The organism is Vescimonas sanitatis, assembly GCF_049060325.1.
Lineage (GTDB): Bacteria > Bacillota > Clostridia > Oscillospirales > Oscillospiraceae > Vescimonas > Vescimonas sanitatis.
Window position 1 is genome coordinate 1 of sequence record NZ_JBMGPW010000001.1, and the last position, 16,903, is coordinate 16,903.

Sequence of the window (16,903 nt, forward strand, 5' to 3'; positions counted from 1 at the left end):
TGTTACCCTGAATTTATTCAAAAGCAGTGCGATTATCTTGGCGATACGATTCCAACGTGGGAGGCGCCGAATGAAAACTGCTGATTTTGCCGCACATTTGACGGAGTTTCTTTCCCATTACCTGCCCGAACTTAAAAATATCAGTACGAACACGATTTCATCATATTGCGATGCATTTCGGCTATTCCTTGGCTATTGCCAGGATGTAGAGGGGATGAGGATTGAAAAGCTTTCCATAGATGATCTGACGCCGGAACTCGTTGACCATTTTTTGCAATGGCTGAGGATAGAGCGAAACAATGGAACCGCGACGCGTAGCCAACGTCTTGCAGCCATCCGCTCATTTGTTAAATACCTGCAGATAAAAGAGCCGCGCCTTTTGCTGAATTTCCAGCAAATACTGGCAATCCCAGTGAAAAGAGCTGAGCGCAAAGCGATTAATCCGTTGACAAAAGAGGCGATTGCGCTGATCCTGCGCCAGCCGGATACATCCACTCTCAGCGGCAGAAGAGATGCCACTATCCTGTGTTTTCTTTATGATACAGCAGCCCGTGTGCAGGAAATCTGTGACTTATGTATTGAAGATGTCCGTCTTGATTATCCTGCAAGTGTCAAGATCCTTGGTAAAGGCAGAAAAACCAGGGTAGTTCCCATTTTGCCGGCAACGGCGCAGAACTTGAAAAAATATCTTACTGAAATGCACATGCTTGCACCGGAAAAAAGTCATCTGCCGCTATTTATGAACCGCAACGGGCAAAAGCTAACTCGTGCAGGGGTTACGTACATCCTGAACAAATATGCCAAGGCCGCTTCAGTGATTGATCCTTCCATACCGGAGAAAATTCCTCCGCATTTGATGCGCCATACTAAAGCAATGCACATTTACGACGCGGATAATGATCTCGTTCATGTGCGCGATTTCCTCGGACATTCCGACATTAAAACTACAGACATATATGCCCGTTCAAGTCTTACAATGAAGCAGAAAGCTCTGGAACGAGTTTCGGATTCTCCAGTTCCCTCAATGCCTTCCTGGCAGAAAAGTCGGAGTACAATGGAGTGGTTGAAAAGTTTTGGGTCTCAAAAAGCATAGCACATTATGTGAAGCAACTGCGCCAGGAATCCTCTCCTGGCGCAGTTTTCACATCTGTTCTTCTCATAACGACCATGATTAAATAAACACTGTTATGTGAAGCTCAACATAACAGTGTGGCCATCCCCTGCGTGGAATACCTCATGCAGCGGGTGGCTATGGTCATTACGCTTGATTTGGAATGGGATTTTTAGTTGGCTTTGGTAATAGCTTTCGCGCTTGCTTTCGGGTATCTTGGCTTTACCATTAAAAAGATCGGAGGAACTGCTATGGCAGAAAAAACACGCAACCTCTGCGCTGAGATCCCCTTGGAGCTGCATACCAAAGTACGGCAGCGACAGGCGGAATCCGGCGAGACACTGAGCCGGTACATGACCGCGCTCATCACCAAATTTTATGAAATGCCTACAAATAAAATGTCAAGTGCTAATTGAATAATCCCGATAGCTGCTTAGTTGAGTAAAAGAGCATGACAAAAAGGCCACCGTCATCAACGCTGGCCTATGGTGTGGCTCGGAAGAGTTATTGTGTGGTGTCTAAAGATTTCAAGTATTCTGTAACGCGACCGTAGTAAACCCGCAGAAACTTGTTGGCTCCAGCAGTCATGTAGACAAAGTATGGTTTGCCTTCAGCACGTTTCTTGTCCATGAAAAGATATACGGGATCGTCCATCGGTTGTTTCTTAATTAAGCAATCCATAACGTTGAATAGTGCTTTGCGCAAAGCAGGAGAACCACATTTTGAAGAACGTACGCTCTTCAATTCCATGTTTCCGGATTGGTTTGCGCCAGGATCAACGCCCGCAAATGCTGACAGCGATCCCTTGTGAGCAAAGCGAGTTACATCACCGATCTCTGCTATGAGTTGAGGCCCAAGCCGTTCTCCGACACCATACATCGACATGACGACAGGATATTCCGGTAGTTGGGATGCCAGATGATTCATCTCGATGCGGAGCATTTCGACGCTCTTCGAACAGGCATTCAGTTGCTCCACTGCTTGTTGGATGAGGAATTTCGACGTGGGATTTTTGGGCACTGTAACCAAGATTTTCTTAGCCCCTTCATAAATCGCTGTTGCCGTTTTGTTGCTGAAGTTATAACCGTGGCGCTTGCACCACTTCTGATACCTTTCTGTAAAAGCGATTAAGCTGATGCTGCATACGCAGTCTACATGCCAAAAGGATGCAACAAAGTCCACCCATTTCTGGCTTCCATCGTCACGGACTGGACTGTCAAAAAGAGTGTTTGCGCCGGGATAGGTTTGGTCAAGCAGTGATATGAGATTGTTTTTTAATGTAGTCCTATTTTTTGAAAACAAACCATATTGCCGATTCATAGTCTTTAACTGATAACGAATGGTGTCCATAGAAGAATACGGGCGTAAGTCGGCCCAGTTGTCAAGCCCGTAGCGAGCAATCTTTCTGGAATCCGCTTTGTCCGTTTTGACCTTACGAAGGGAGTTGTTTCCGTAGTCTTTAATCAATTTGGGATTGACGGCACAGACATAAATCCCTGCATCGTGGAGTGCTTGCGCAATCGGTTCATAGTATCGCCCAGTGTGCTCCATAACTACTCTTGTTTCACCCTCCAGGCTTTTCAGATAGTTTGCCAGCTCTCTGAGTTCACTGGGGGTGTGCTGTACAGTGAAAGGCAGAGCCACTACTTCGCCAAAAGGGCGAAGAACAGAAACCATGCTTTTTCCCTTGGAAACATCAATGCCGGCTAAGTTGTTCATGCAATCACTCCTTGTTATGGGTTAGCAATGTGGCGGGGCCACCTTTCCTCATTGCCGATTCTATCAGTCTGATAACACGAACGCTTCGGTTCTACCTACACAAATCGAACGCTGGGAATGAGAGGCGGCTGACTGACATTTCAACGGACGCTAAGTCCTTGGAGGACACCGTCAGGCCATTGCGCTCTCATTTTACCAGCTTAGGCAATAAGATGGAAAAGACGTGGCTGGCTGCCACGCCTCTAACCAAATATATAGTAACTGGAGGAAAATGTGAAGATGGACAAGGACAATGTGAGGACGGTGGCGTTTCAGGTGCCCACCGAGCTGTTTGAGCAGCTCAAGGCATACCTCAAGCGGAACGGCATCAAGCAGAACGCCTTCTTCCTGGACTGTATCCGGCAGGCGCTGGCGGAGGACACCGGCACTGCCGAAGAATAAGAAATACATCGTGCGAACCGCTGCTGAAAATTTCGGCAGCGGTTTTGCTTTGGAGGAACAAAATGTTTATTTACCCCGAAAACCTGAAAGCCAAGCCCATGCTGTGGCTCTGGCTGCTGCGGGACATCGCCGTGATTGGCATCGGCGCTTTGCTCTCTGTGCTGGCGCTGACCCAGGGCCTTGGCATGGGACTGCTGGTGGTCACGGTGCTCTACGCCTTCCTCACCATTCAGGTGGATGGCAGCAGTATTCTGGACTTCCTGCGCCGTGCCGCCTGTTTTCTCTTCCTGCGGCAGCAATATTACGAATGGAGGCTGGACCCATGAATCGGAAACAGAAAAAGGAACTGCGCCAGCGCCAATCCACCCGGCAGCTCATGGGGATCGTCCGCGTGACGCCCCACGGCATCGTGACAGACTCTGGAGAGCGGGTCTTCTTCCTGATCCAGCCGGACAACCTCTCCGTCCTGTCCCCGGAGGTCATCCGGGGCCGCGTCCGCTCCCTCACTATGCTTCTGAGCACCCAACCAACCTTGGAAATTCTGGCTCTGGATTCCCGCGAGTCCTTCCAGCGGAACAAGGAGTATTACCTGCTGCGCTTGGAGGAGGAAACGGAGCCTGCCGTGCGGGAGCTGCTGGAACGGGACATGGCCCATCTGGACGCCATTCAGTTCTCCTCCGCCTCCTCCCGCGAATTTGTACTGGTGCTCCCACTGGATGAAAAGGCCGGTGCGGATGAAGGTGCGCTGCGGCAGTTGGAGAAAGCCATCTGTGACCACGGGCTCCGCGTGCGTCTGGCGGAGGAGCAGGATGTGAAGCGCCTGCTGGCGATCTACTACCGGCAGGATCTCACCACGGAGGTATTCCGTGATTTCGATGGAGAGGAGTATATGGCACATGGCTAAAAAGAAACAGAAGAAGAAAAAGAAGATGCCGGAACAGGTTCAGCGCCCGAAGGACTTTCTGGATATGATCGCGCCCGCGGCGGTGAAGTTCAACACAGATCACTTCATCCTCGGCAGCCGCTATCACACGGCAATGGCGCTGAAAAGCTACCCGCCCATGACGGATGAGCTGGCGCTGCTGCGGGGCCTTGGCGATATGGGCGGCGTCAACCTGCGCCTGACGGCGCGGCAGGTCACGCCCGCCGAGGAGGACGCCATCCTCCATGCCGCCACCAACAAAAGCCGCATGGAGCGGAGCAACACCAACGACTATAAGCAAAGCGTCACGGCGGAGGCAAACCTGCGGGATATGGCGGAGCTGCTGGCAAAGCAGCGACAGGAAAAGGAGCCGCTCATCCACTGCGGCGTTTACTTGGATATTGCCGCCACGGATACGGAAAAGCTGCGCGCGGCGCGGGACACGGTATCCGCACAGTTGGTCCGCTCCCGCATGGGCGCCGATTCGCTGCTCCTGCGCCAGCGGGAGGGCTTTCTCTCCGCCAACCCCGCGGGCGGCAGCCAGCTTGCCAATTTTGCAGAACGTGTCCTGCCTGCCAGGAGCGTTGCCAATCTGTACCCCATGAACTATTCCGGCAAAACCGATCCCAAGGGCTTCTTCATTGGTCGGGACCGCTTCGGCTCCAACGTCATCGTGGACTTCGACCGCCGTGCTTCTGACAAGACCAACGCCAGCGCCCTCATCCTCGGCAATACCGGACAGGGCAAAAGTTACCTTCTGAAGCTCCTGCTCTGCAATGTGCGGGAGGCGGGCAAAAGCGTCATTTCATTGGACTCTGAACACGAGATGGAGGACGAGTGCCGCGCCCTGGGCGGCTGCTTTTTGGACTACCTCAGTGGGCGGTACCGCATCAACCTGCTGGAGCCCCGCTGCTGGGACGATGGCAGCGGGCCGGAAGACCCGGACGCGCCGGACGCTTTCCGGGGGACGCTGCTCTCCCAGCACATCTCCTTCCTGCGGGATGTGTTCCGCGTCTACAAGGGCTTTGACACGCCCCACATCGACACGTTGGAGCTGATGGTAGAGCGGCTCTATCAAAAGTGGAACATTACCGACCGCACGGACTTTGCCGGAATACAGCCGACCGATTACCCCATCCTCTCCGACCTGTACGATACGATCCAGGATGCCTATGACAACTATGACGCCGCCGGTCTTTATCCACGGGAGATGCTGCGGGATCTGCTGCTGGGGCTCCATTCCATGTGCCGCGGCGCGGATGCCCGGTTCTTCAATGGGCATACCAATATTGACCGCTCCAAATTTCTTGTTTTCTGCGTCAAGGGACTGGATAACATGGCGGAAAACCTGCGGAACACCTTGCTGTTCAGTCTGTTGTCCTATATGTCGGATCAGCTTCTGACGCTGGGCAATTCCGTAGCCGCTATCGACGAGCTGTACCTGTGGCTGTCCGATCCCACCGTCATCACCTACATCCGCAATGCCCTCAAGCGGGTGCGGAAAAAGGAATCCGCCCTGTTCCTTGCCAGCCAGAATTTGGAGGACTTCACTCAGCCAGGAATACGGGAGCTGACACGCCCCCTCTTTTCCATCCCCGTCCATCAATTTATCTTTAACGGCGGCAATGTGGATAAGAAGTTCTTCATGGATAACCTCCAACTGGAGGAGTCCGAATATGCCCTGATCCGGGACCCGCAGCGCGGCTCCTGCCTCTACAAGTGCGGCAATGAACGCTATCTATTGCAGGTGCAGGCCCCGGAGTACAAGCAGGCTCTCTTCGGAACGGCAGGTGGACGGTAATGGCGGTACCCGTCGCGGCACTGGCGAAAATCGCCGCTGCAGCTCTCTCGGATGAGGACACCCGGCGAAAGCTGGGCTGGATCGTGGCGGCGATCTGTTCACCGTTGATCCTGACGCTGGCGCTGATCTGCTCTCTGCTCTCCGGCAGTGCGGAGCATAACAATTCCGCCGTTCTGCTGTGCTTCAACGGCGGAACGATCCCAGACAAAACGCCTGCGGAATATGTTGCCTACATTGAAGATATGCGCCGCAGCTTCGCGCTGCTGGACAGCGCCATTGCCACCATCAACGACATGATGGAGAACAGCGACAGCCTTGACGGTATCCGCGTCAAGGCTGTTTTCTATGCCATTTTCTTTGGGGAGGACACCCCCAGCCGCCGAGCGCACCGACAGTTTGTGGACTGCTTTGTGACCTACGAGGAACGCACCCGCACCGTCACCAATGAGGATGGGACGGAAACCGAGGAGAGCTACACCGTGGCGATTCCTGTTGCGGACATAGCCGCCGTGTATGGCAATCTTGAAAACGTGCTTCACTTGGAAATATCCGCGGAACAGAAGTCCAACGCCGACAGTGTGTACAATCTGGCGCGCTATGGCGTTGCCGGAGGTTCGGAGGACTGGATACCTGGCGCGGATGTGCCGTACATTGGCGTGGACGGTTTCTGCTCCCCCATTGGCTCCGGCTGGGAGCGCCGAGTCACCTCTGAATTCGGAAACCGCGTCGATCCCATCACCGGAAAGCACAAGGGACACGGCGGCATGGACTTGGCTGTTCCCACCGGCACGCCCATCCGCGCCGCGCTGGGCGGGACGGTAACAGTCTCCAAGTACAACACTGGCGGCTATGGCTACTATGTCATGATCGACCACGGCAATGGCCTTGCCACGCTATACGGCCACTGCTCCAAGCTGCTGGCAAAAGTGGGACAGACGGTGGAGGCGGGAGACATCATCGCCCTCTCCGGCAGCACCGGGCGCTCCACCGGGCCACACCTCCACTTCGAGACGCGCGTCAACGGGGAACGGACGAATCCAAGGGCATATCTGCCGAAAGGCTGAAAGGAGAAAAATGATTATGAAAACTGCAATAAAACCGATCACACCGGAGCGTGAGCGGGAGCTGGTAGAGAAGCTCGTGGATCTTCTCAGCAGCCGCTATGACGCAGGGAATCTCTATGACATCCTGCGCCATGGGCTCGGCATGGATCACAGCGACATGGAGGCGCTGGGCTTCCAGCTCCGCGACTACTACGAGGAGGTTGAGTAATATGGCATACCAAAAAGTATCCAGACCGTCCACAGTCTATCATTTGACGCAAAAAGGCAATCTCGACAGCATTCTGGATGACGGCGTGATTCGCCGCTTCAACGATACGGAATGTTGGTTCTGCGAGAGCCTCGACAAAATGAAAGCGTACATGGAGCAGACCGTGATGTGCGAAGGCAAACCGTACTACGCCGTAGGCGGTCAGCTCTGCCGCTATCCCAAATTCGTGCCGGAGGACTATGTTCTCCTCAAGCTCACGCCCAGCCACGCAAAAGATAACTGGTACCGCTGGGATCAGGAGATCCCTCCCGGCAGCCCCAAAGAACTGGCGCGGGCGGCAAGAGAATTCTCTCTGCTGAAGATCGGCTACCGCGGCGACATGGCGTTCCGCAACGCGGAGGTCATCGATGTGCCGCTGTTTCTTACGGATGGGATCGTGCAGGGAGAGCCGGTGCAGACCACATCGGAACTGCGGGAGCTCCTGTTTGAACACGTCGAGCGCGAGCAGAGGGAATACACAGATTCTCTCTACCGCATGACGCAGGGACAGCTTATCGTTAACGCCGGAGAGATCGAGGCGAATCGTTTTTGCTATAACGCCTTGCTGACCATGCGTTTAGACCGCGAACAGTTGAAAGTGCTGGCGGCTATGGATAACCCGCTGGAGGCGGTGCGCGGCGCATGGGCCTCGGCGCAGGAGGTGGGTCAAGAGGAAGAATTCTCTCATACGCTGTTTGAAATCTGTGAGCAGACGGCGCAAGAACAGACGATGCGGATGAAATAAAAGTGGAGGATACCAACTATGAAAAAAGAAAATGTCACGATCTCATTCGAGAGCGAGCAGCTTGCCGCTCTCGAATTTTCACTTAAAAAGAAGAACACCAGCATACAGGCGCAGTTGGAGGAGCTGCTCAAATGCCTCTATGAATCCGAGGTGCCGGAGCCGGTGCGGGAGTATCTGGACAGCCGTGCGGCGCCCGCTGCCCGTCCCCGCCGTCCGGCAAGACCGGCGAAGCCGCAGCCGCGGGAGGAGCCTCCTTCCGCGTTGGCGCAGCCCACTGACGAAAGGAATGGTGAGTGAGATGGCAGATCATGTAGACATCACGCTGTGGATCGACCGGCGATGGAAGGATGCCATTGAAAAGCATCTCAAGGATGAAACCTTGCAGGAGCATCTGGAGGATGTGCTGGATGAGCTGTGCAACCAGCTCCCAGAACGTGAGTATGAGCGCATCAGTGCCGAGATCTACGCGGAGGATGCCGCACAGCGTGCAGAGGAAGAAGCCTCCCGCACCTATGCTGCCTACCATGTGGTAGAGAACGGGCAGGAGTGGTACTTCAAGACCTCCCCCGGTGAGGAGCTGCTGGATACCGCGGAAAAGCTGCGCGGCTATGTCACCGGCGAGAGAGGCACTGCGCCGGAGATGTTCATCAGAATGTTTCCGAACGGACGTCCCATCACAGCGGAGGAGTACAACGCGCTCACCACCCTTCGCATGGAGAACACCGGCAAGGTGCGCGGTGTGTTCGATGTGAACTTCGACAAGCGGGAGTTCTCCGCCGTACACATCATGGACGGCTGGCGGACCTGGGCGATGCGGGATGTGTCAGCGGCGGTGTACCATGCCACCCGGTCGCAATTCGCGTCGAGCGATGATAAGTGGCGCAAGCTGCTGGATCATTTGAGCGGTAAAGAGATCACCTCGGCGGGACATCTCTCCGCGCGAAATTTCTCTTTCGGTGATGAGATCATCGAATCGGACGGCAAGCTCAATTTTTATGTGCAGACGGAGTTCGATGTGGACGCTGCCTTCGGAACCTTCGTCCTCACGGGCAAAAACGATGACTGGCTCAACATCTATGCCAACTACGACATCGCGGAGGATAGACCCTGCGACACGCTGGAGCTGACGCTCTGCAAGGGTGACGGCTCCGAGGAGAGCTGGAGCTACCAGCTCAACGCCGCAGAGCAGGATGTCCTGCTGCGCAAGATGGAGGAATACTGTCAACAGCAGACCGGCATGAGTCTCCACGACTACGCGCAGCAATTCCGCGAGGAACCGGAACAGCAGCAGGGGCCGGTGATGAAGCTGTAGGTGCAAACGCAGGCACAGCAAGGCTGAAGCACTCACGGCTGCGGAAACAACAGCGTCCAGGCTGCGCGTGCCTGCGGGCCCGCGGCGCCGCCGAACTGCGTCAACCCGCCCTTGGCGGGCAGCCACAGTTTGGCGGCTGTTATTCTGCTCCCGCGGTTTTTCTCCGTCCCGAATTTGAAAGCGTTTTGCGCAGATTTTTGTGCTTTCAAATGCGCCGCGCAGGGGGCTCCCCGTTTCCCCGCACCGTTCGCCCTGTGTGCCGCTGTGTGCGCGTTTAAGGGCTGGGGTGGAGTGTGTACCCGCCAAAGCCCATTGAAGCGAGCGTTGCGGCGTTTGTGGGCGATGTGCGAAAAAACCGTGTGGATACGGCTTCGACGATGGAGAAATGAGCCTTTGGGGAGGGTGTTTTTCCTCCTGACCATGCCCTGTTCCAGAGGCTTTCGCCCCTTATTTACCCGTTCGATTGTGGAACAAGATAAAGGGCCGCAGTCGCAAGCGCCTGCGGCCCGCCCACAAAGCCCCGCAGTGCGGGGCTTTTTTGCGCTTTCCAAAGCGCAGTCTATTTCAGATCATTTCAGAAAAACCGCAGTCTGGTTTCCAAAAAGGCACGGTGTTTCCGGCATTCGCGCCCCTTTTGACCGACGGCAAGGAAAGGAGAACACCGATGGAAGAAAAAGTGAAAAAGAAAACGACATTCTGGCTCCCGCCCGACATGATCGACCGTATGGATGGCTGGCTGAAAGCAGATAACTGCCGCAGCCGCAATGAGTTCGTAGAAAAAGCCTTGCGCTTCTACATGGGTTATCTTAGCACAGAGGATAACACCGCCTACATCTCGCAAGCCATCCTCACTGCCATTCAGGGTACGCTGGACGACAATAACAATCGGCTCTGCCGCATTCTTTTCAAGTGTGCAGTAGAGCAGAATATGATGAGCCACACCATCGCCGCGCACTTCCGTACCGATCCCATTCACACGCGGGAGCTGCGGGCCTACGCCGTGGATGAGGTGAAGCGCACCAACGGTCAGGTGAGTTTTGAGAGCGCGGTGCATCAGCAGCGGCGAATTGAGCCGGAGGAAGAATGGCCCGGATCGTACTGATCTCGCCCTACCTCAAGGGCGGACAGAATGCCGCGAAGCTGGCGCAGCGCACCCGCTACGTTGCCACCCGTCCCGGCGTGGAACTGCTGGCGGATGAGCGCAGTACACTCCCCGCTACAAAAAAGCAGCAGAATTTTATCACACGGCTGCTGAAGTCCTTCCCCTCCTGCTGGGAGCTCATTGAGTACGAGGAATATCTGGATCACCCCACTCAGGGCAGCGCCTCCGCGTTTATCCAGCAGGTGCAGGAAGACTATATAGAGGCGCTGGATCAAAAGGAAAATTTCATCGACTACATCTCCCACCGCCCCGGCGTCCAGAAGGACGGCGAGCACGGGCTGTGGGATGCCAACGGTAAGGTAAAAAATCTCGCGCAGGCGGTACGGGAGGTGGCGGAGCACACCGGAAATGTGTGGACGCCGGTGATTGCGCTGCGCCGTGAGGACGCGGAGCGGCTTGGCTACGACAGCGCGGAAAACTGGCAGGCTCTGGTGAACGCCTCCATCTGCGATATCGCAAAGGCGTATAAGATCCGACCGGAAAACCTGCGTTGGTATGCTGCGTTCCACCAGAAGCCAAATCAGGTGCATATCCACATGATCATCTTCTCCGAAGATCCCAAGGAGGGCTACCTCACCAAAGAGGGTATCCGGGAAATGAAATCCGTCTTCGCCAGACGGATCTACCACGCGGATCGGATGCACATCTACCAGCAAAAGGATACCGCGCGGCAGGAGTTGCAGGCGCAGACCCGCAAGGCCATGGTGGAATGCATCGCACAGTTGGGCAGCGGAGCGGTCGAGAACCCGCGGCTGGAGCAGCTCACCGAGGAGTTAGCAGAGCGTCTGCTGACGATCAAGGGCCGAAAGGTCTACGGCTACCTGCCGCCAAGGATCAAGGCCATCGTGGACGCCATCGTGGAGGAGCTGGCGAAGGACGAGCGGGTGTCCGCCGCCTATGAAACGTGGCAGACGCTCTACGAGCAGGTGTGCTTGGACTACGATCAGCGGCCGCGCAAGCGTCTGCCGCTCTCCCAGCAAAAGGAGTTCCGGAGCGTCCGCAATATGGTCATTCAGGAAACACTGCAATGGATAGCAGAGCGGCAGCGGTACGCGGATGTGCGGAGAACACTTTCCACGCAGGAAGGACCTATCATCAAAAAGGATGCCGCAGAAGCCGCACCGAAGAACTCTGAGGTCACGGCATCTCTCGCGTCGGCGCAGCCCAAATCTGACCGTGCGGCGAGCGCCACATCGGAAGATACCAGCTCCGCTGACGCTGCTACCTCCAAAGATACTGCGCCGCCCGTGGGCGAAGTAACTCCGACGCACTCACAGCCATCCGGTCAAGCAGGGCAAACCGCACCGGCAGGAGCGGAGTACCATGCCCCCACGGTGGGCGAAACTGTTGTGCGGATGCTGCACCACATGAGCAGGATCTTCGAGGACAACAGCAAGATCGACCAGATCCACCGCGGCTTGCAGATCGACCGCAAGCGCCGACAGGAATTGCAGCGCAAGCGGCTGGCGATGGGACACAAGCCGGACGATCATGAAGAGCAGACATTCAGATAGCACAAAGCAGAATTTTGAAAGGAAACATCATGAGCAAATTTATCTATTTCACGCCGGAGGAAAAAGCACGTGCGCAGAACACGGATCTCGTGTCGCTGCTGCGCGCCCAGGGCGAGCGACCTGTGCGCTCCGGCCGGGAGTTCCGTACGCCCAATGATCCCAGCATCACCGTGCGGGGCAACAAATGGTTTGATCACTCCGCGCGCGTCGGCGGCTACGCCGTCAGCTTCGTCCAGCGCTATTACCGCCTCCCTTATCAGGAGGCGGTTTTGCTTTTGCTGGGCAGGAAAAATAACAAATCGTATGAGCAGGCAAAGCCCGCAAAGGAGGCTCCGAAGCCCTTCGCTCTGCCGGAACCTTACGGAACCATGCGACGTATGTATGCCTACCTCATGCGTCAGCGCCACATTGACCGCGAGGTTATTTCCGCCTTCGTACATGAAAAGCTGCTCTACGAGGACAAGCATCACAACTGTGTTTTCGTGGGGCTGGATGACAGCGGTGAGGCCAAGCACGCGCACATCCGCAGTACCAACAGCGAGGGACGGGTGTTCCGCATGAACATCGAGAGCAGCGCCAGCGAGCACTGTTTTCATAAGAACGGCACAGACAAGTCCCTCTATGTGTTCGAGGCGCCCATCGACCTTCTGTCCCACATTACCCTCTATCCCTACGGCTGGCAGGAGCACAGCTACGTTGCCTGCTGCGGGCTCTCCATCCAGCCGGTGCTGGAGCGGCTGCGGCAGAATCCGAAGCTGGACATGGTGTACCTGTGCCTCGACAACGATGACGCGGGCAACGACGCCTGCGACCGTATGACGGATACGCTGGAGGACATGGACTTGGATGTGGAGCGTCTCTGCCCGGTGCGCAAGGACTGGAATGACGATCTCTGCGCCAAATTCGAGAGGAAGGAGAAAGACGCATGAACGAAAACATATGGCCCCTGATTTTGCTTGGCGGCGGACTGCTGGCATTTTTGCTTGTCGTGTCCTTTCTCTCCAAGAATTACTCGCTCAACAATTTCAAGAGCAAAACCGTTGGCGACGGTCAGTACGGCACAGCCCGGTGGGCAACGCCCAAGGAGATCCACACGACCTATCATGTGGTCCCGTTCCGTCCCCGCCGCTGGCGCAAGGGAGAGGAGCTTCCCACGGTACAGGGCATCATTCTCGGCAGCATGGGCGGCAGAAAGCGCAGAGATAAAAAAGGCGTGATTTTACAGGCCACTCACAAGCTGCTGGAGAGGCTCCGCCGTCCTACAGCAGGGAAAAAGGAAAAGCGAAAGCCAAAGAAAAAGCAATCGGCGATTTCCAAAATCAAAAATGCGATTGAAAATCAGCAGGATGTCCGCGCACTGGTGGACAGCGATGACATCCATTGCCTTATGATCGGCGCTTCCGGCGTGGGCAAAACCGCGTATTTTTTATATGCAAATTTGGAGTACGCCAGCGCCAGCGGCATGAGCTATCTGGCGCTGGACACCAAGGGGGATCTGGCGCGGAACTACGGCGCCATCGCCTCCCGGTACTACGGCTACCGGGTTTCCGTCATCGACCTGCGGAATCCCACCCGCTCGGACGGCTTCAACTTTCTGACGCTGATGAATCACTACATGGATATTGCGAGAGCAGATCCGTCCAATTTGGCGGCGCGGGCCAAGGCGGAGAAATACGCCAAGATCCTCGCCAAGACTATCATCAACCCGGACGGCGACGCTGCCCAATACGGCGAGAATGCCTTCTTCTATGACAGCGCCGAGGGGCTCCTGACTGCCATTGTGCTCCTGCTGGCGGAGTTCGCCCCGCCAAAGGATGGGGAGCCGGAGAAGCGGCACATCGTATCCGCCTTCAAACTGGTGCAGGATCTGCTGGCGGTGCCGAAGTCAAGAGGCAAGAACGGCTTTCAGCTGCTCATGGATGAGCTGCCACCGGAGCATAAGGCTCGGTGGCTGGCGGGCGCCGCACTCACCAGTGCGGATCAATCTATGGCTTCGGTCATGTCCACCGTCATGTCCCGACTCAACGCCTTTCTGGATACAGAACTGGAGCAGGTCATCTGCTACGACAGCCCCATCAATGCGGAAATGTTCGCCTCGGAGAAGTGCGCCATCTTTCTGATTTTACCGGAAGAAGATCCGGCAAAGAATTTCATCGCGGCGCTCATGATCCAAAATCTGTCCCGCGAATTGTTCTCCGTGGCGGATGAAACCGGCGGCAGGCTCAAAAACCGCGTGGTGCTGTTTTGCGATGAACTTGGTACAATGCCACCCTTTGACATTCTGCCCCTATTCAGCGCGGGACGCTCCCGCAGGCTGACGCTGGTACCCATTATCCAGAGCCTCGCCCAACTGGAGAAGAACTATGGTAAAGAAGGCGCGGAAATTATATGTGACAACTGCCAGGACACCATCTTCGGCGGCTTTTCGCCCCAGAGTAAAACGGCAGATGCCCTCTCCGCTGCCCTCGGCAGCAGGACCGTGCTGTCCGGCTCTGTCAGTCAGGGAAAAGAGAGCAGTCAGTCCTTGCAGATGATGGAGCGTGCGCTCATGACGCCGGATGAACTGAAATCCATCCCCAAGGGTGAGTTTGTAGTGATGAAAACGGGAACGCATCCCATGCGCACGAAGCTGCGTCTCTTCCTGGATTGGGGCATCACCTTTGACCCGGACGGCTATCGAATGCCGGAGCGGGCGGCCCGGAAGATCGCCTACATAGACCAGGGCGAACTCGTTCGCAGCATCCATCGGAGCTGCACAAAGAGTCCCTATAATATGGAGGGTGGAAGATGAGTCAATTCAACTTTATTTACGCCGAGGAGCATCTGAGCCACCGGGAGAAGGCGGTCTATATCTACCTGCGGGACCGGGCGGACGCCTCCGGTGTCTGCTGGCCTGGGATCAAGACCATCGCCCGAGAATTGGGACTTTCGCCGCGGACAGTTCAGCGGGCTCTGGCAGATCTGGAGCGCAGGCAGCTCATCGAGAAGCAGAACCGCCACCGCTCCAACGGCAGCCTCACCAGCAATTTATACCGGCTGACTAAGCACAAAACGTCACAGCCTCCCGCCAAGGGGGGACTGTGACGTTTTCCCTTTCAAAATTCTGTCCATAGGGTAGCGTCACCATGGCGCATCCAGAAGAGCCTACTCTACCGGAGGATACAGGACAGAGAAAGAACAAGAATATGGAGGAACTTATGAAGACTATCGTTAGAAGAACAGCGCTGGCTGTCTGCATCCTTGTCCTGGCATTGATCCTGCCCACAGCCGCTTCCGCCGCCTGTGCAGGCTTTGATGACGTGCCGGAGTCTGCGGACTGCTATGAAAGCGTGATATATCTGGCAGAATGTGAAATCGCTGCCGGAACAGGAAATGACTGCTTCTCACCGGAACAGCTCATCACTGTGGAGCAATGGGCTGTCATGCTCTGCCGCGCCTATGGTGTGGAAACTATCGGTGATAGCTGGCAGGATGTGGGCCGAAGCAGCGTCGCGGAAGCCTACCGGCAGGGCTGGCTGAACGAAACCGCACTCTCCGCACCGCGCTCACCGATATGTCGCAGCGTGCTGGTTGAGAGTACTTTTGCCGCCGCGGATGTTCCGGTTTATGACAGCACGCTCTACGAGGGAGAGACATCGCTCAGCACGGCTGACAACATCCTGCGCGTGGGGCGGGAGCTCAGGCTGTGCTCTGATGATGCGGATACCAATGCGCTCGTGACGCGCGGAGAAGCGGCAATCATTCTTCATGCTGTCCTGACACAGAGCTTCCACGTCGAGGAACCGCCTGCACCGGTGACGCTGGTGAATGCGGCAGGTGTCAATGTCAACGATTTCCTGCTGGAACTGCGGAAAGTACCCGAACAGGTCCTCGATGCCTTCAACGCCGCCGGCTGGACATATTGCATCGACTTCGACTACATGGGCGGCCTCAGCAAGAAACTGAACATGAGCTGCATTGGAGCCACCAATTACAGCCGGAAAACCATCTACATCTCAGAGGCCGATGCGACGCTCCACGAGTTCGGGCATTTTCTGGATTATGCCCTGGGTTTTCCCGCAGAGCATGAACGGCTGTATCTGGCAGAATCGCAGAACTCCAGTCTGCGGGACTATGCCAAGACCAATAGCCGGGAATTTTTTGCCGATTGCTTCGTCCACTGGATCACATACAGCGCTGACAAAAAGCGCATGGATGATTTCCGGGATGCAGCACCGCAGACTTACGCCTACATGAAGAAACTGGCAACAAACAACTGGGGAGCCTGATACATACGGTTCGCCACGGGGCGTCACAGAAATGGCAGAGTCCCGCAGTTGACAGATTCTCCCTTTTCCCGCTATAATGCAGTCATACTATAAACGAAAAGGAGATTTATTTCCATGAATAAAACCGAACTGACCGCCGCCATGGCGGAAACCAGCGGTCTGAGCAAAAAGGACTGCGAAGCGGCCCTCGCCGCCTTTACCGGCGCAGTGGAAACCGCCATGAAGAGCGGAGACAAGGTGCAGATGGTGGGCTTTGGCAGCTTCGAGGTAAAGAAGCGCCCTGCCCGTGTGGGCCGCAACCCCCGCACCGGCGAACCCATGACCTACCCCGCCTGCAAGGTGCCGGTTTTCAAGCCCGGCAAGGCACTCAAGGATGCCATTCGGTAAAGCCACATAACAGCAAGTTCCCCCGTGTCCTTCCAACCATATGAGAGGGCGCGGGGGGGTTCTTTGGGAAAAGCCGTTGGTAAGCGCAGACCTCGTGTTTCCTGATGGACGGAAACCGCACAGCATGGTATTCTTTCGATAAGGACTGACGTTTTCCAATACATTTCTGGGCATACCGGGCAACCACCGGTGAAAAGCGATTGCATTGTA

Annotated in this window: 19 protein-coding genes; 18 read left to right on the forward strand and 1 reads right to left on the reverse strand. The window is 55.7% G+C overall.

All coding sequences use genetic code 11. The features are described 5' to 3' along the window. Positions 1-70 precede the first annotated feature (70 nt). Positions 71-1,093, forward strand: coding sequence for a site-specific integrase (locus ACOMDU_RS00005; RefSeq protein ID WP_421128490.1), 1,023 nt, complete (start codon positions 71-73; stop codon positions 1,091-1,093). A 269-nt stretch (positions 1,094-1,362) separates the two neighbouring features. Next, complete coding sequence (locus tag ACOMDU_RS00010; protein WP_421128491.1) at positions 1,363-1,527, forward strand: hypothetical protein; 165 nt, start codon at positions 1,363-1,365, stop codon at positions 1,525-1,527. Between the two features lie 88 nt (positions 1,528-1,615). Here ACOMDU_RS00010 and ACOMDU_RS00015 read toward each other — a convergent pair whose 3' ends face one another. Then, on the reverse strand, positions 1,616-2,830 hold the full coding sequence (locus tag ACOMDU_RS00015) for an IS110 family RNA-guided transposase (protein WP_421128492.1): 1,215 nt from the start codon (positions 2,828-2,830) through the stop codon (positions 1,616-1,618). A gap of 273 nt (positions 2,831-3,103) precedes the next feature. Between ACOMDU_RS00015 and ACOMDU_RS00020 the strand changes: the two genes are divergently transcribed. The 16 genes from ACOMDU_RS00020 to ACOMDU_RS00095 all read left to right on the forward strand — a co-directional run bounded on the left by ACOMDU_RS00020 (position 3,104) and on the right by ACOMDU_RS00095 (position 16,693). Beyond that, complete coding sequence (locus ACOMDU_RS00020; RefSeq protein WP_419035819.1) at positions 3,104-3,271, forward strand: hypothetical protein; 168 nt, start codon at positions 3,104-3,106, stop codon at positions 3,269-3,271. Between the two features lie 62 nt (positions 3,272-3,333). After that, positions 3,334-3,597: a hypothetical protein gene (locus ACOMDU_RS00025; protein WP_118603942.1), complete on the forward strand. Its 264-nt coding sequence runs from the start codon at positions 3,334-3,336 to the stop codon at positions 3,595-3,597. Next, positions 3,594-4,175, forward strand: a complete 582-nt coding sequence (locus ACOMDU_RS00030) for a hypothetical protein (RefSeq protein WP_421128493.1) — start codon at positions 3,594-3,596, stop codon at positions 4,173-4,175. The genes ACOMDU_RS00025 and ACOMDU_RS00030 overlap by 4 nt, the downstream gene beginning before the upstream one ends. Continuing rightward, on the forward strand, positions 4,168-5,994 hold the full coding sequence (locus tag ACOMDU_RS00035; protein WP_421128494.1) for a VirB4 family type IV secretion system protein: 1,827 nt from the start codon (positions 4,168-4,170) through the stop codon (positions 5,992-5,994). Before ACOMDU_RS00030 ends, ACOMDU_RS00035 begins: the two co-directional genes overlap by 8 nt. Then, positions 5,994-7,058: a M23 family metallopeptidase gene (locus ACOMDU_RS00040; protein WP_421128495.1), complete on the forward strand. Its 1,065-nt coding sequence runs from the start codon at positions 5,994-5,996 to the stop codon at positions 7,056-7,058. Before ACOMDU_RS00035 ends, ACOMDU_RS00040 begins: the two co-directional genes overlap by 1 nt. Before the next feature lie 16 nt (positions 7,059-7,074). Beyond that, positions 7,075-7,266 carry a hypothetical protein gene (locus ACOMDU_RS00045; RefSeq protein ID WP_421128496.1) on the forward strand — a complete coding sequence of 64 codons (192 nt, stop codon included), beginning with the start codon at positions 7,075-7,077 and terminating at the stop codon, positions 7,264-7,266. A gap of 1 nt (position 7,267) precedes the next feature. Beyond that, positions 7,268-8,050 (forward strand): hypothetical protein, encoded by a 783-nt coding sequence (locus ACOMDU_RS00050; protein ID WP_421128497.1) that lies wholly within the window; start codon positions 7,268-7,270, stop codon positions 8,048-8,050. An 18-nt stretch (positions 8,051-8,068) separates the two neighbouring features. Beyond that, complete coding sequence (locus ACOMDU_RS00055) at positions 8,069-8,347, forward strand: DUF6103 family protein (protein ID WP_421128498.1); 279 nt, start codon at positions 8,069-8,071, stop codon at positions 8,345-8,347. 1 nt (position 8,348) lies between these two features. Further along, positions 8,349-9,362 carry a hypothetical protein gene (locus tag ACOMDU_RS00060; protein ID WP_421128499.1) on the forward strand — a complete coding sequence of 338 codons (1,014 nt, stop codon included), beginning with the start codon at positions 8,349-8,351 and terminating at the stop codon, positions 9,360-9,362. Between the two features lie 664 nt (positions 9,363-10,026). Then, positions 10,027-10,464, forward strand: a complete 438-nt coding sequence (locus tag ACOMDU_RS00065; protein ID WP_421128500.1) for a ribbon-helix-helix domain-containing protein — start codon at positions 10,027-10,029, stop codon at positions 10,462-10,464. Next, on the forward strand, positions 10,446-12,038 hold the full coding sequence (gene mobP3, locus ACOMDU_RS00070; protein WP_421128501.1) for a MobP3 family relaxase: 1,593 nt from the start codon (positions 10,446-10,448) through the stop codon (positions 12,036-12,038). Before ACOMDU_RS00065 ends, mobP3 begins: the two co-directional genes overlap by 19 nt. Before the next feature lie 29 nt (positions 12,039-12,067). Next, on the forward strand, positions 12,068-12,967 hold the full coding sequence (locus ACOMDU_RS00075) for a DUF3991 domain-containing protein (RefSeq protein ID WP_421128502.1): 900 nt from the start codon (positions 12,068-12,070) through the stop codon (positions 12,965-12,967). Beyond that, on the forward strand, positions 12,964-14,829 hold the full coding sequence (locus ACOMDU_RS00080; protein WP_421128503.1) for a type IV secretory system conjugative DNA transfer family protein: 1,866 nt from the start codon (positions 12,964-12,966) through the stop codon (positions 14,827-14,829). Before ACOMDU_RS00075 ends, ACOMDU_RS00080 begins: the two co-directional genes overlap by 4 nt. Next, entirely contained in the window at positions 14,826-15,122 is a 297-nt protein-coding gene (locus ACOMDU_RS00085; protein ID WP_421128504.1) for a helix-turn-helix domain-containing protein, read from the forward strand. The genes ACOMDU_RS00080 and ACOMDU_RS00085 overlap by 4 nt, the downstream gene beginning before the upstream one ends. Positions 15,123-15,235: 113 nt before the next feature. Further along, positions 15,236-16,306, forward strand: a complete 1,071-nt coding sequence (locus ACOMDU_RS00090) for an anthrax toxin lethal factor-related metalloendopeptidase (RefSeq protein WP_421128505.1) — start codon at positions 15,236-15,238, stop codon at positions 16,304-16,306. Positions 16,307-16,420: 114 nt separating this feature from the next. Then, positions 16,421-16,693: an HU family DNA-binding protein gene (locus ACOMDU_RS00095; protein ID WP_187015334.1), complete on the forward strand. Its 273-nt coding sequence runs from the start codon at positions 16,421-16,423 to the stop codon at positions 16,691-16,693. Positions 16,694-16,903 lie beyond the last annotated feature (210 nt).